The 15,776-nt window shown below is 36.1% G+C and carries 12 protein-coding genes; 7 read left to right on the top strand and 5 right to left on the bottom strand.

The genetic code is table 11. The features are described 5' to 3' along the window. On the top strand, positions 1-384 hold a 384-nt coding region (locus WH188_RS21730), incomplete at its 5' end, for a sulfite exporter TauE/SafE family protein (RefSeq protein ID WP_339424640.1). Positions 385-395: 11 nt separating this feature from the next. Then, positions 396-1,793, top strand: a complete 1,398-nt coding sequence (locus WH188_RS21735) for an MBL fold metallo-hydrolase (protein WP_021192213.1) — start codon at positions 396-398, stop codon at positions 1,791-1,793. A gap of 30 nt (positions 1,794-1,823) precedes the next feature. On the opposite strand, the gene WH188_RS21740 is transcribed toward WH188_RS21735, so the two are convergent. Beyond that, positions 1,824-2,684: a hypothetical protein gene (locus WH188_RS21740; RefSeq protein WP_132771598.1), complete on the bottom strand. Its 861-nt coding sequence runs from the start codon at positions 2,682-2,684 to the stop codon at positions 1,824-1,826. A gap of 131 nt (positions 2,685-2,815) precedes the next feature. On the opposite strand from WH188_RS21740, the gene WH188_RS21745 reads away from it, so the two are divergent. Then, on the top strand, positions 2,816-4,687 hold the full coding sequence (locus tag WH188_RS21745; protein WP_168127913.1) for a M1 family metallopeptidase: 1,872 nt from the start codon (positions 2,816-2,818) through the stop codon (positions 4,685-4,687). Positions 4,688-4,733: 46 nt separating this feature from the next. On the opposite strand, the gene WH188_RS21750 is transcribed toward WH188_RS21745, so the two are convergent. Together WH188_RS21750 and WH188_RS21755 are read right to left on the bottom strand one after the other, a co-directional pair. Further along, the gene (locus WH188_RS21750) at positions 4,734-6,215 is read right to left on the bottom strand and encodes an RtcB family protein (RefSeq protein ID WP_243655461.1); all 1,482 of its coding nucleotides are present in this window, start codon (positions 6,213-6,215) and stop codon (positions 4,734-4,736) included. A 107-nt stretch (positions 6,216-6,322) separates the two neighbouring features. Beyond that, the gene (locus WH188_RS21755) at positions 6,323-7,417 is read right to left on the bottom strand and encodes a slipin family protein (protein ID WP_132771600.1); all 1,095 of its coding nucleotides are present in this window, start codon (positions 7,415-7,417) and stop codon (positions 6,323-6,325) included. Positions 7,418-8,337: 920 nt separating this feature from the next. Here WH188_RS21755 and WH188_RS21760 point away from each other — a divergent pair. Together WH188_RS21760 and hemW are read left to right on the top strand one after the other, a co-directional pair. Beyond that, positions 8,338-9,363 carry a helix-turn-helix transcriptional regulator gene (locus tag WH188_RS21760; protein WP_132771601.1) on the top strand — a complete coding sequence of 342 codons (1,026 nt, stop codon included), beginning with the start codon at positions 8,338-8,340 and terminating at the stop codon, positions 9,361-9,363. Between the two features lie 53 nt (positions 9,364-9,416). After that, positions 9,417-10,541, top strand: coding sequence for a radical SAM family heme chaperone HemW (gene hemW / locus WH188_RS21765; RefSeq protein ID WP_031286993.1), 1,125 nt, complete (start codon positions 9,417-9,419; stop codon positions 10,539-10,541). Between the two features lie 49 nt (positions 10,542-10,590). Here hemW and WH188_RS21770 read toward each other — a convergent pair whose 3' ends face one another. Then, complete coding sequence (locus WH188_RS21770; protein WP_132771602.1) at positions 10,591-11,835, bottom strand: 3-deoxy-D-manno-octulosonic acid transferase; 1,245 nt, start codon at positions 11,833-11,835, stop codon at positions 10,591-10,593. Positions 11,836-12,028: 193 nt separating this feature from the next. Between WH188_RS21770 and galE the strand changes: the two genes are divergently transcribed. Further along, positions 12,029-13,057 (top strand): UDP-glucose 4-epimerase GalE, encoded by a 1,029-nt coding sequence (galE, locus tag WH188_RS21775; protein ID WP_168127914.1) that lies wholly within the window; start codon positions 12,029-12,031, stop codon positions 13,055-13,057. Between the two features lie 96 nt (positions 13,058-13,153). Here galE and WH188_RS21780 read toward each other — a convergent pair whose 3' ends face one another. Beyond that, positions 13,154-14,890: a hypothetical protein gene (locus WH188_RS21780; protein WP_339424641.1), complete on the bottom strand. Its 1,737-nt coding sequence runs from the start codon at positions 14,888-14,890 to the stop codon at positions 13,154-13,156. A 212-nt stretch (positions 14,891-15,102) separates the two neighbouring features. Here WH188_RS21780 and WH188_RS21785 point away from each other — a divergent pair, with 212 nt between their 5' ends. Then, the gene (locus tag WH188_RS21785; RefSeq protein WP_021187994.1) at positions 15,103-15,684 is read left to right on the top strand and encodes a hypothetical protein; all 582 of its coding nucleotides are present in this window, start codon (positions 15,103-15,105) and stop codon (positions 15,682-15,684) included. The last annotated feature ends 92 nt before the right edge of the window (positions 15,685-15,776 follow it).

Consider the following 15,776-nt stretch of genomic DNA (forward strand, 5'->3'; position numbering starts at 1 on the left):
CGCAATACTATAGCTCATTTAATAACCATCGGATTTATCACTGGATTATTAACTGGATTGGTGGGGGCCGGAGGAGGATTTATCATCGTACCCGCACTCGTCTTATTAATGAAAATTAACATTAAACAAGCCACGGCGGCATCCCTATTCATTATTACCATTAACGCCACATTCGGTCTACTCAGCAATTTCAGACACTTAGATCAAATCAATTGGGCAATATTAATTATCTTTACAGGAATCACACTGATTGGATTGATGATTGGATTCCAATTGAAAACGAAATTAAAGCCAGAAAATTTAAAAGTAGTATTTGGATACTTTCTTGGAGCAATAGGCATTGCCATAGCAGGTACCGAAATCAGTCAGTTTATAAATTTATAAAGAAATAAATTATGTTTTTCCAACACATTTTCGAATCATCATTAGCACATGCAAGTTACCTTATTGGCTGTCAAGCCAAAGGCGTAGCAATTGTGATAGATCCTAAAAGAGATGTAGACACATACCTATCAATTGCAGAAAAAAACAATTTAAAAATAACTCATATCGCAGAAACCCACATTCATGCCGACTATCTTTCGGGATCATTAGAATTAGCATCGCTAACAGGAGCTCAACTCTATCTATCTGATGAAGGAGGGCCAGAGTGGCAGTATGATTTTGATCATATCGGGTTAAAGCATCAAGATGAAATAAAATTAGGGAATCTTATTTTCAAAGTACTACATACACCAGGACATACGCCTGAAAGTATCAGTTTCCTATTAACCGATACTCCAGCAACGAGCGAACCCGTCATGTTATTTACAGGAGATTTTGTCTTCGTTGGCGATGTGGGTCGTCCAGATCTATTAGAAAATGCGGCAGGACTTATTGGCACAAAAGAAATTGGAGCACATCAAATGTTCGAATCCTTGAAAATATTTGCCAACCTTCCCGAATTCGTCCAAGTATGGCCTGCACATGGAGCAGGATCAGCGTGTGGAAAAGCTTTAGGCGCAGTCCCAAGTACAACTGTCGGATATGAAAAAGTAAGAAACTGGGCATTACAATTTGGAAATAATGAAGTGGGATTTGTAGAAGAACTGTTAAGTGGGCAGCCAGAACCACCAAAGTATTTTGCAATGATGAAAAAACTCAACAAAATCAAGCGTCCATTATTAACATCCGTACCCAATTACAAAGAATTAGAGACGAATGAATTTGTATCGCATTATCAAAATAATGTAACAGTTATTGATACACGCCATAAAATAGAGTTTGCAAAAGGATTTATCCCAAATAGCATTAACATTCAAAATAACAAAGCATTCAGCAATTGGGCTGGCTGGATATTAGATTATAATAACCCTTTTATACTCATTGTTTCAAAAGACCAATTAGAAGACGTTACACGAAAACTAATGCGCATAGGTATTGATCAGGCGATTGGTTTTATCACTCCCGAAACAATAACGACACTTGGCTTACCTCTTGAAAAGCAGAAAATTATTGATTTCGAAGAAATGAATAATGCTTTAAATAATCCTAATGCACAAATTCTAGATGTTCGCAATGAGAATGAATTTAAAACTGCACATCTTCCAAATGCAACACATTTATTCGTGGGAACTTTAACCGAAAATCTTCATAAAATTGACACCAACAAAGAACTTTATTTACACTGTCAGTCAGGAGATCGTGCTACTATAGCCACTTCACTCCTTTATAGAGCAGGGATAAAAAAGATTAAAAATTATAGTGGTTCCATGAAAGATTGGAAAGAAAAGAATGGCCAGCTTATTAAATAGAAAAAGCGGATTAATCCGCTTTTTCTATTTTTAAAGACTACGTTCAGAAATCTTGAAGTATGTGAGGACATTCGTCTTATTATCAACAATATCGCCCTTTTTATTTGTGCCCAATTTATGATTAACCACTGAAATATATTGATAATTATCAGCGTCAGATTCATAAATCGTGACAGTTGCAAACGTAGCACCCAAATCATCACTTTGAAGATACGTTTGTAGGCTTGCAAAATCTTTTTTTTGCAAATTCTGTTCGGGTATCTGCTTATCTTGGATATAAGCAATTTGTTTTTCCAGTTCCCTTTTTCTCATCCATTCATTACCCCTCTCAGAAAAAGGTTCAGTTGTCTTACCCGAAAAGGCTAATACCATAGGATAGATAATAATGGTAGCCGCCTCAATACCCCATAAAATCCACAAAGGCCAGCCACTCACAACATTTTTCTGTAGAGAAAAAGTTCCAACTGCATTTAATTCTTGAATCCCGCTAAAGGTATCCGTTGGGTGAAATAGAAAGTATAAAAAACCATCCAAATTAAAGGAAGACTTCACCCATATATCACCTCCCATTGTACCTTCCGCATTAAACATCAAAGAAACAAATAAGCACCATTGCGCATAACAGGCAACCAAAGTACAGATCAAAGTAAGCAAAAGTGCAATCATCCTGTTCCTAACTTTTCCTATCTTTAGAAGAACATCAATGACATAAAATAAACCATATGCTAATCCAAATGTGATTAAAAAATTGAAATACACAAGTGGTATAAACCATTGCAAAGCAATATAAACAATAGCTAAAATAACAGAAGCACATAATCCAGCAACAATAGCAAATAGGACTCCCCCAATCGGAGCTTTTCCTGAAGATTTATAATAGGTTTCCTCCATATAAATTTGATTAGATATATATCTAAAATAACAATTGAAAGATGTAAAAACAACCCTTTATCAAACAAATATTACAAAACAGCACTTCTTTAAGTTCCACAAATTCCTAATCATTTTTGTAAATTTGGACCATGAATTTGAAATACCTCTACACATTAATCGTAGGATTGTTCGTCTTTCAGACAGCAACAGCACAACGAAAAGGCTATTGGCAACAGACCGTAGATTATAAAATGAACATTGATGTGAATGAGAAGACATATCAATATGACGGAAATATGCAATTGAAATACAGTAATAATTCAGGACAATCACTCAAAAAAGTGTATTTCCACCTGTATTTCAACGCCTTTCAACCAGGATCAATGATGGACAACAGACTGGCAAACATTGCCGATCCAGACAAAAGAATGACCACCAATCTTGGAACAAAAGATAAACCCAAATACCAGAGCCGTATTGCTACATTAACAGCAAAACAAATTGGTTATCAAAAAATAAAATCATTAACGATGAATGGTAACAACACCAATTTCAAAGTTGATGGTACCATTTTAGAAGTGACCCTTCCTAATGAAATTGAAGACGGCGAAACCGCAACATTTGAGATGAACTGGGAAGCCCAAGTCCCTGAACAAATCAGAAGATCGGGACGCAATTCTAAAGAAGGAGTCGCCTTATCCATGGCGCAATGGTATCCTAAAATGGCACATTTTGATGAATTTGGATGGCACTTAGATGAGTATATTGGACGCGAATTTATCGCCCCATTTGGAGACTTTGATATCACCATCAATATCAACAAAAATTATATTCTAGGCGCATCCGGTGTTTTACAAAACCCTACAGAAGTAAAAGGCTATGTTGGAAAACCAAGGATTAAAGCAAAAGATAATAAAGTCCAATGGCACTATGTTGCTAAAAACATCCATGACTTTGTTTGGGCTGCAGATCCAAAATTTGTTGTTGACTCCGCGAAGAGCAACCAAGGAGTGCATGTTTATACAGTATATGTTCCAGAAAGCGATTCTGTCAAAACAAATTGGAAAACAGCACTTGGATTAGCAACAGAGTTTTTTGATTTCAATTCTAAGACATTTGGAGCTTACCCTTGGCCAAATTATACCATTATCCAAGGAGGAGATGGAGGAATGGAATATGGAACTGCAACGTTGGTTACAGGTGGCCGTAATTTAAAAAGCCTAGTTGGTGTCATCTTCCACGAAGCAGCCCACTCGTGGTACCAGCACTTATTTGGCATTAATGAAACCGTAGACGAATGGTTTGACGAAGGTTTCACTTCTTATGTAGAAGAACTTGCCATGCAAAATCTATTTGAAAAACGTGGAGCCATTGAAGCTAACCCATCAATAGAAGCTTATCGTGCATATTACAAACTAGCTTTATCAGGAAAAGAAGAACCTGCAAGCCTACTTGCCGATTATTACAACACCAACTATGCATACAGTAATGAAGCTTACAACAAAGGCCAGGTACTAGCAGTACAGTTGGGTTATATTATCGGTAAAGATAACTTGGACAAAACATTTTTAGAATTCTATAAACAATGGAAATTCAAACATCCAACACCGAATGATTTTAAAAGAATTGCAGAAAATATATCAGGAATCAATCTGAAATGGTACTTCAACCTCTTTATAAACACAACTCGTAAGATTGATTATGCAATCAAAACGGTTACCGATAAAGAAATTATCTTACAGAACAAATCCGACTTTGCAATGCCTATTGATCTATCAGTAACCTATGAAGATGGCACAAAAGAACTTTTCTATATCCCATTACGTGAAATGAGAGGCGAAAAGCCATCGGAAAACTTCAAGATATACGAAGGTATTAAAAGAACAACATTGGAAGACTGGAACTGGACACAGCCATCCTATGAGATCAATTTAACAAAAAAACCAGCAAAAGTAATCATTGATCCATCGCTACGCTTAGCAGATATTGAATCCAACGACAATATCTGGGAAAAGAAATAACATAAAAATAAGAGGCCGGTTAATAAACCGGCCTCTTATTTTTATGTTAATCTTCCCGACTTCCATCATCAGCCATGCGCACAATCTTCGGAGAGAAACTCGCGATAATATCTACCAGATCTTCTTGCGCAGCCATCACCTCGTGAATATTTTTATAAGCCATTGGTGCTTCATCCAATCCGGCACCGATTAAAGTGATACCATTATCCGACAACATGGATTTTAGATCTTTACGGGCTATGGTTTTTATAGCTTTCGTACGACTCATCAAACGTCCAGCACCATGAGAAGCCGAATGAATTGCCTCCTCTTTTCCTTTCCCTCGTACTAAGAAACCTGGAGTTGCCATCGATCCAGGAATAATACCCAGCACCCCTTTCGCGGCAGGAGTTGCTCCCTTCCGATGCACAATCACCTCCTCGCCTTGGTGTAACTCCTTCCATGCAAAATTATGATGATTTTCGATCATCGCCAATCGCTCTGCACCTAATGCCCTACCGATTTTCTCATGTATTACCTCGTGGCAAGCCGAAGCATAATCACCAGCAAGATTCATCGCTAACCAATACTCTTGCCCTTCCGCAGTATCTAAACTCATATAAGCCAAATTCTGAGCTTCATAAGGTAAAGAACAAAGCTTTTTAGCCAATTTAGTATAATGATCGGCAATAGTTGCGCCCAATCCCCTAGATCCCGAGTGCGTCAATAAAGCCACATATCGACCTTTCTCAATACCAAGTGTACGATCTGTTTCTTTAAACTCCATGACCCCAAATTCAACAAAGTGATTTCCCCCACCAGAAGAGCCTAACTGCGTCCAAGCCTTATCCTTTAATTGACGAATAAAATCATTCGCTTCAAAAGCTTTATTCGCTAATACAGCGTGGTCAACACGTTCATGTTTTAAATAACCATGTCCAGCACCAAATTTGGTATTATCCATAATCACTTTCTTATATAAATCATGATGCAGATAAAGATGCTCTTCGGGTACATCAAAAATTGACAATGCCATTCGACAACCGATATCAACACCCACACCATAAGGAATGACAGCATGATGAGTAGCCAATACCCCACCAATTGGCAAACCATATCCTTGATGCGCATCGGGCATTAATGCTCCTGCAACTGCAATAGGAAGCTTCATCGCTAGATCCATCTGGCGCAATGCCCCCTCTTCAATCTGTGACTCACCATAAATAGTGTATTGTTGTTTCCCCTCCTTTAAAGAAATCGTAGCTTTAGCTACTTCATCAACATTTAAAAGTGCTGACGCTAGCGACTTGAATAGCCCATCCTCCAAATAGCTATCCGGAGTGGCCAATACTTCTGCAAACTTCAACAACATCTCTTCACGGGTAAACCCTAATCTCTTTTTATTAATTTTCAATGCTTCACCTAAAGCAAAATTCTCTTCATAGCCTAAAGCAATTAAGTCATTGCCATTTATTCTTTTATTTTCCATCATGATCTTACTCAAATCCATTGTACTGAAACCATTGCTTACAGATTGACAATCTTTCACATCGGTTATTCATTTCTCTTAAGCAAGGAACAGCACCTCTTTACCGCTGTCCCCTGCGCCTCTTTATTTATACCTCCGTTTTACGCTAAAATAAAACGATAACTCTATCATTTCACAAACAGCTGCTTCAGCTGATCCACAATCTGACCATTACCCGAAACCGAAATATTGTTTATTTTTTCTGCAATCTTCTCCACATATTCCATCTCTTTCAATTTAAACAACATCGCGTTATCTTCCATTAATTTCGCTGTATTCAACAAGCTTCTTGTAGAAGCAGTTTCTTCACGCCGCGTGATGATATTGGCTTGAGCTTTTTTTTCCGCGACCAGTACCTGATTCATTATCTCTCGGATATCTCCTGGCAAGATGATATCTTTAACACCGGCATGAAATACCTTGACACCCAGCAATTCAACCTGTGAAGCAGTCTCCTCTAGCACATGTGCGTTGATTGCAGATTTATTGTCCATCAGTTCATCCAAAGTCATTCGACCTATATAAGAACGTAATGCCAATTGCATCAACATATACAACTGCTTCTCAAAATCTTTGTTTTCAAGCATTGCTTTCAGTACATCCACAACTTGGTACTGTATCGAAAAATTAATCCTAATCTGCGCCTTGTCTTTAGTCAAAATCTCTTGACCAGCAATATCCATAGTCGTCAATCGTATATCTACTTTTGAAATACTGATGGATGTCGCATTTTTCCACCAGTAATATGTACCCGCTTCCAATATCTTTGAAAATGCTCCATTAAGAAATAGTAAACCTTTTTCCGAAGGCTCCAACTTAAACTGCCGTACGTAGTAAGCCAGCGTCTGCTTCTCCAACAGTTGCTTATGTACTGTCGTTCCTATTTCTATATCAGTAATATCCTCCTTTTGAAAATGATAGGTTAATAAACCCTTCCAGAAAACATGCCTGCCCGCTGCTAGTACCTGCTTATAGTTGTTGTTAACAAAAATCAGACAGATCTCATTATCGGAAACTTCCACCAATTCCACATGCTCCGAAAAACCTGCAAGCTGCATCAATACATCGACATCCAAGCTACCTGGAAAAGGCTTCGACAAATCATATAATTCCAGTTTTTCACCAAAACCTAGCCAGTATTTTCCAGCAGGCACTACGCGGATATAACGATTTTTTTTAACAACTAATCCCAATTGATTGATATCTATACTTACTCTTTTCATTTCTAATTTTATTTTTTATTATACTCTTCCCCAACACAAAACACTGTGTTTTATCAGAATATACTATTGTTCTAACATTTTCTCGCGATCAAAAAGATCATCCAATTATTTATAAACGCTTCGATTCCTGTTTATTGAATATGACCGGAATATAAAAGTGGGCTAAAAGAAAAATAAAATGATGACAGCTTATCCCTAAATAAAATACAGCCCATTCCTGTATTACTTTTAAGTATTCCACTATCCTCAACCCTATTGTTGCTTTTAGAACCTATTTTATACTACAAAGACCCCATTCAATTGTCTGCCCTTTTCACAAAAAGAGAAAACCAAACGAGAGACGAAGCGCTTATTAAGTGGAAACTTTTTTAAAGAAAGTTTAAACTTGAACATGGAACTTTCGTTCCTCCAACCGATGGACACACTTTTGAGATGTGCGTGGGATTCGAACCCACCTTTTTGTTGTACTCTACCCCCTGAGTTACTCCGTTCGAGACGGAGGTAGGATTCGAACCTACGACCCCAACATGAGACAATAGTAGTTTTTTAAGTCAGCATATTATTTTCAACTGAAATAATACTACCCTGCTATACAGAAACAGGAGACGAGGACTTTAAAATAATCCACTATGTCATACACCTTTTCAGGTATATATCTTAAAAGCTATTCGCTTAATTTCTCAAAGAACTATTTGTCTTGATCGACATTACAAATGTGCACACCTAATCACGCAACCTTACTGCGTAGCAAAAAATACTTTTAAAAAACAATACAAAAAATACATATATAACTGAAAATCAAATTTATAAATTTGAATATATATAAAAAAAATCTTAACAAAAAACTTCATGCGCAAATACATTGCGCAGTAAAAATGAATTTTGTACATTTAACTTTGTAAAATTTCATCAAAAAGAAGATGTCCACCAATAAACTTGCATTAATACGCTACAAAACCATAGACAGTTGTTTATGTCAACGTCATCGCAAATGGACGTTAGAAGATCTCATTGAAAAAGTATCCAATGCCCTTTACGAACTGGAAGGTATCCATAATGGGATAAGTAAAAGAACGATTCAAGGAGACATACAGCTTATGCGTAGCAATAAGTTAGGATATAATGCTCCAATCATTGTGACAGATCGGAAATTTTACAGCTATAGTGATCCAAAATATAGCATCAGTAATTCACCCATCACCTCCTTAGATATGAAGAAGATGAAAGAAGCCGTGGATTTACTCAAGCATCTTAATGGATTTTCTTATTTTGACGAGATGAGTGATATGATCTTACGTTTAGAAAATACACTCATTAAATCCGTAGGAATTCAAAAACCTGTCGTGCAAATGGAAAGTAATAAACTACTGAAAGGTTTGAACTGGATCAGTACCTTACATCATGCCATCCTCGAAGAAATACCTTTACTTATCACCTACAAATCATTTAAGTCGCTTGCACCAACGCAAGATGTTTATTACCCATACCTTTTAAAAGAATACCGAAATAGGTGGTTTTTAATCTGTAAACCAAAAAAAGGAAAATTATTACTCAACCTTGCCCTTGATCGTATTGTAGATATTGATGAAATGGCAAAAAATGGTTTCATAGCCTATGATGGAATTGATTTCGATCGTTACTTTGCCGATACAATCGGCGTAACAAAAAGCCACAAAGACCGAGGCCAAAAAGTAATTTTAAAAATTGACAGTTTCAATGCTCCTTATGTAGAGACCAAACCATTACACAGCTCTCAACAGATCATCGATAAAAATAATGATGGTAGTATCATGATTCGTCTTGATGTCGTTTTAAACTTTGAACTGGAACGAGAAATATTGGGCTTTGGCGAGAATATAGAGGTTATTGCTCCCCGTAATCTACGCGATCGGATCAAAAGAAGAGTTCATAAAAACATGCAACAGTATACCAAAGAAATAGAATAAATCCATTTAAATATGGATTTTCCTTTACCTTTGCCTTCATATAAAACGTACCCATGATCTACTTTCACATTCCATTCTGTAAGCAAGCCTGTCATTACTGTGACTTTCACTTCAGCACGTCACTGAAATATAAAGACGAAATGCTCAGCATGCTATACAAGGAAGTGGAACTTAGAGCTGATTATCTGGAAGACAAAAATATTCAGTCCATTTACTTTGGCGGTGGCACCCCCTCTATACTAGAAGCGGAAGATATCTCCAGACTGATTGACAAAGTATCGCAGCATTTCGAAATTGACACCAATGTTGAGATTACCTTAGAAGCTAATCCCGACGATCTTAAGCGAGAAAAAGTAGCGAAACTGCGGCAAACAGAAATCAATCGTTTTAGTATCGGCATTCAATCCTTTTTTGAAGAAGATCTAAGATGGATGAACCGGGCACACAATCAAGAAGAAGCCGAATCCTGTATTATGCGGGTTCAAGATGCTGGATTCGAAAATATAACCTGCGACCTGATCTATGGCTTTCCATTATTAACCGATGAAAAGTGGAAAATGAATATGCAAAAGCTACTGGATTTTCAGATTCCGCATATCTCATCCTACTCGATGACTGTAGAAAAGAAAACAGCGCTCGATCATATGATCAAAACAGGAAAAGCAGCCGCAATAGATAGCGATCAAGCAGCGGATCAAATGTTGATGCTGATTGATCGATTAACAACTGCAGGGTTTGAACAATATGAAATTTCTAATTTTGCTAAAAATGGGATGTATGCAAAGCATAATACGAACTATTGGAAAGGAAAGCATTATTTAGGCATAGGTCCATCTGCACATTCATTTAATGGTACATCACGTTCATGGAATATCGCGAATAATGCCAAATATATACACGATATCTACCAAGGAGTACTTCCTTTGGAAACTGAAGAATTATCAGCCTTAGACCGTATCAATGAATATACGATGACCTCACTAAGGACGATGTGGGGTATTAATCTTACAATAGTGGAAGATAAATTCGGATCAGAGGTTAAAAAACAATTATTGAACAATGCTGAAGAGTTCATCTACAACAAGCAGTTAACTCAAGTTGAAAATCAGCTGACCCTTACAGATACAGGAAAACTCATGGCCGATCACATTATGTCAGAACTGTTTATTGTAGACTAAATGATCAAACTTGTATGATCAAAGTTCGATCATATTTCTCATAAACACCTTACTTCAATAATTTAGAAGAATAAAGATATTTCATAATAATTGCAGTAGCACCAGCATGCTGCTGCACAAAACATTTTGCTTGTTTCCCGGAATATTCTCTTTTTACACTATCCTGCAGACATGTAAACACTTTATACAGTTCTTCCCGATTTTGAATTGAAAACCCAGCGCCTTGCTCAATCAGATCTTTAGCCTCTTGAAATTTATGATATTTAGGACCAAATATAACGGGAATACCATAAGTAGCAGCCTCTAATGTATTATGAATACCAATTCCAAAGCCTCCACCGATATAACTCATCTTTCCATAACCATATAGCGACGACAGCATGCCAATATTATCAATAATCAGCACTTGAGCATGTGCTACTCTTTCATCAGCATACGAAACATATTTAGAGAATTGTAAAGCATCAGGAAATAACGCTAAAATTGCCCTTATATGAGTATCATGAATTTCATGTGGAGCCAATATCAGCTTCCACTTCGGAAATTTCAACATTAAATCTTTTAATAACTGCTCATCTTCTTGCCAAGTACTACCCGCAACCAAAACTGGATATTCTGCGACAAATTGCGTAACCTCATCGATCTGTTTTCTCTGCTTAGGCAATTCAACCACACGATCAAATCGCGTATCCCCTGTTAACCCAACATTTCTAAATCCATGCTCTTTCAATAAATGAACACTTTCTTCATTCTGCATGAAAAAATAAGTCACAGCACTCAATATCTCTCGAAAAAAACCGCCATAAGGCTGGAAGAAAATTTGATCAGGCCTGAAAATGGCAGAAATCATCAATAATGATATCTGTCTATTTTTCAGCTCAGAAAAATAATGATACCAATACTCATATTTTGTAAAAACTACAAACTCAGGATTAATTAAATCAATAAACAGTTTTGCATTTTTTGCTGTATCCTCAGGTAAATAAAAAACGTAATCTGCTAAATTTGTATTTTTACGAACTTCATATCCCGAGGGAGAATAAAAAGTAATAACAATTTTTTTTAAGGGGAAATCTTTTTTTATTCCTTCCAAAACAGCCCTTCCCTGCTCAAATTCACCCAAAGAAGCAAAATGAAACCAGATGTGATTTTGCCCCGTTTCAACCGTTTGATTCATGCGTGCATACCAGTCCCTACGCCCCTCTACCCAAAGCTTTGCTTTCGGATGAAAAGGCGCTATTAAGCGTAATAAAAGCCCATAAAGATGAATTCCTAAAGAATAAAGAAGACGCATGTTCGTAAAATAATACTTATATTCGTCAAAGATATTAAACCCTTTTCTAATTGTTGGAAATAAGTAGAAAATAAGGCTGGGAAACGAATTTTAATAACCGAAGCGGTAAGATTAAAAAAACGATGACATATTATCGATAGGTATCAACTGAGCATTTAGATCACAAAGACTTTACATATTATAACTATAAACAATGAGCAAAATACTTGTAACAGGCGGAACAGGATATATTGGTTCGCATACAGTTGTTGAATTACATAATGCAGGCTATACACCGGTTATCGTTGACAACTTATCTAATTCTAGCATCAAAATGTTAGATCAAATTGAAAAAATCATCGGTATAAAGCCTGAGTTTCATCAGTTTGATCTATGTGATGACACCAAAGTTTTAGAATTTGTTAAAAACAATCCAGATATCAACGGTATCATTCATTTTGCAGCATCTAAAGCAGTAGGTGAGTCCGTTCAGAATCCATTAAAATATTATCACAACAACTTCTTCTCCCTAATCAATCTTTTAGAAGCTTATCGTGAAAAGCCGATAAACTTTGTCTTCTCTTCCAGTTGTACAGTTTATGGAGAACCTGATTACTTACCTGTTGACGAAGCTGCCCCAGTAAAAAAAGCAACTTCTCCATATGGTAACACCAAACAGATTGCAGAAGAAATATTAGAAGAAACTGCAAATGCATATGACAATTTTAATATTATTGCATTACGTTATTTCAATCCTGTAGGAGCACATGAGTCAGCATTAATTGGCGAATTACCATTAGGAGTTCCTCAAAATCTTCTTCCATTCATTACCCAAACAGCTATAGGAAAACGCGATAAATTGACTGTTTTTGGAAATGACTTCGATACAAACGACGGTTTCTGTGTACGTGACTTTATCCATGTTGTAGATTTAGCAAAAGCACACGTTGCAGCAATCAAATTATTGGAAAAAGGAAATCCTAAAGGAAAGTACGATGTATTTAATGTAGGCACAGGAAATGGATATTCTGTTTTAGAAGCTATAAAAGCTTTTGAAGAAGCTTCAGACCAAAAACTAAACTATGTCGTAGGACCACGTCGTGAAGGCGATATCGTCAAGGTATATGGCGATGTCACAAAATCAACCAATGAGTTAAATTGGAAAGCACAATTAGGCATCTTCGAAATGATGGATAGCGCTTGGAAGTGGGAGAAATACCTGCAGGAAAATCCAATCGATTAAAAAAATAAAAGGAGTTAACGTTTAGTGTTAACTCCTTTTATTTTTTATCCATAAACAGATATTTGACTTTGAAAGTGGAGATCACCTATGACAGCGCTACGATTTTAAATTCGAAGACAATACGGTGTAACGGTCTTCCCCTATTTTCTTCTTCAATCTCTGTTTAGCTTTCTTCACAGCATCCTCAGTCACGCCCAATAAATTAGATATCTCGTTATTTTTTAAGCCTAACTTACCTAAAAATATGAATCTCAGATTTGATTCAGTCAATTCTGGGAATTTTCTAAGGATATCATTGTAAAAAAGCGGATACTCCTTTACAAAAGCTTCCTTAAATAAACTCCATTTATCTTCAGTCATTAAATGGGATTCCAACAATGCTTGTAGTTGCCCCCTTTCATTCTCAATAACAGAAAACGAAGTTTGTTTTACAGTTTCTATTTCATCTTTCAAATTAGCGATATACTCATTCTTCTCTTTTAGATATATAGTAAAAGAAGATAAATTATTATTTGCTTCCATTAGCTTTTGGTCAGACAAATACTTTTCCATCTGCAGGCCTAATACACGCCTCTCATAGATAATTCTACGCACCTTCAGTTTTCTGTTAAAAAGAAAATACAAACTTATCGATAACGCCAATAATAATACAACAACAATACTGTACGCTCTCTTTTTAAACAATTCTTTCTCGAATTGTTCTTTGCCCAGTTCTATTCTATGAATATATTTCTGTTTATCCGCCAGCCATTTTAATTGTTGCAGTTTCTCATCACTATTCCACAGCTGTAAACTATCATTAATCTGAATCAGTCTCCTCCTGGCTAAAAGTTCGCTATGGTCATCCTGTCGCTTTACAGCAATTTGTAATCTAACTTCCGTAATCTCCTTTTCAGATTTTTTCAGATACACTTTTTGAGTAGCGTAATTACTCGCTCGCTTGATCGCGTTCTCAGCGAGGTCTAATTTACCCTGATCGACATATATTCGAGCCAATAAGATATAAGCGTACATGGTATTCTGATTACTACTATTGCGTTCAGAATAAACAAGGTCTTCCAATAATAAATCAACTGCTTTTCCGAAATCCCCTTTCCCCCGATAAATGAGTGCCTGATTACCAAGTGCCTTACCCAATCGAACTTCGTCACCATTAAATTTAGACAGTGACTCCACTTCTTTAAAATAACGAAATGCTGTTACAGTATCTGCCAATTTCAGATATGCCGTACCTAATGCATCAAGGATACTTCCCATTTCTCTTGATTGAGGTGCTGCATGTTTACGGGCAAGATTTAGATATTCCATATTAGCCTCAGCATCACCTATACTACCAAAAAAATAAGCCATATTACGTAGGGAAATATCAGGATTAGGAAGTTTTTTCAGAGATATCTGAGGCAGTAAGTCGCGTAGACCTAAGAAAACTGGAAATGCGTCCGTATAATTATGCAAATCATACAGATAAAACCCATAATTGACTTTTGTCCAAAATTCAAGTTCTTTATCTTTGGTATTTTTTGCTTTTTTTATCGCAGTTAAATACAGATTTGTGCTTCTAGCATTGGCCGAATCATAAACATTGGCAAATCCTCTTGCAAGCATATTATCGTATGCAATGAGCAAGGACTCATCATCATATATCTTCGAATAAGAAATGATAGGCTTTAAAAAATTTTTTAAAGCAATAGTATCAGTCCCAAAATCCCTCTCTTGTTTGATTAAATATTCAATCCGACTCTTACTGGAAAACAAATCCTCAAGCTTAATAGAATCCGCAAAAGCCGTATTCGCAAAAACTAACGTACAGAAAAATATATTTAGCAGTTTCAAATCAATGGAAGATTATTAGGATGTAGGTATTTATCTACAAATATAAATAATTTTAGATGTAGTACGTCAAGAAGGTCTATTAAAATAATGTTATTAAAATTTTGATTTTATAGTAACATCAGGATGAACAATTAGCCAACCGCTTTTTAAGGTAGGGCATACATCGTCGTTACTAATTTTAAAAATCATTAATTTTCACCTATCTTTAAATCATGTCAATTCATCAAGATCCCGAATTAAAAAAAGCTGTGCTTAACCTTCCCTTAAAGGAAAAAGACAAGTTATTACTCCGATTGATTAGTAAAGATAAAATGCTCATCAAACAACTACATTTTCAGCTTTTAGAAGATGAATCTGACTTAGAACAACGCATTGAACATCTGAGAAAACAGCTACAGAAACTTTTTGACATAGGTGAATCACAAGTGTACAATACGCCAAGTATGAGCAATTTCGTAGGATTAAGCAAATTGGTAAAACAAGCCAGCGGCATGGTTAACGAGCACGAAAAAATCACAAAAGATAAATTGAGTGAAGTAGAATTTCGTATTTACATTTTAGAAAGAGCCATCATGATGTACCCATCGTTATTTGGTTCATCTTACCAATCTGCCGCACATAAACTTCAAAAATATATAGCTGGCAGAATAAAACATGCTGTGTCAAAATATGAAAAAATTCATGAGGACCATCAGTTTGACTATAGAGAGCATTTCCAAGAAATACTTGATGCAGCAAATGCTACAGCATTAAAAGACTATATAAAAGTATTAAATGTAAATACAAACTTATAATACAGTTTTACAACACCGTCCAGTACCAATGACAATGAGACCTTACTAATTTTTTTGGTTATTTATAGCAGATAGCAAAAGCTTATTTTGTA

This window comes from Sphingobacterium sp. MYb388 (assembly GCF_037479535.1).
Classification (GTDB): Bacteria; Bacteroidota; Bacteroidia; order Sphingobacteriales; family Sphingobacteriaceae; genus Sphingobacterium; species Sphingobacterium anhuiense.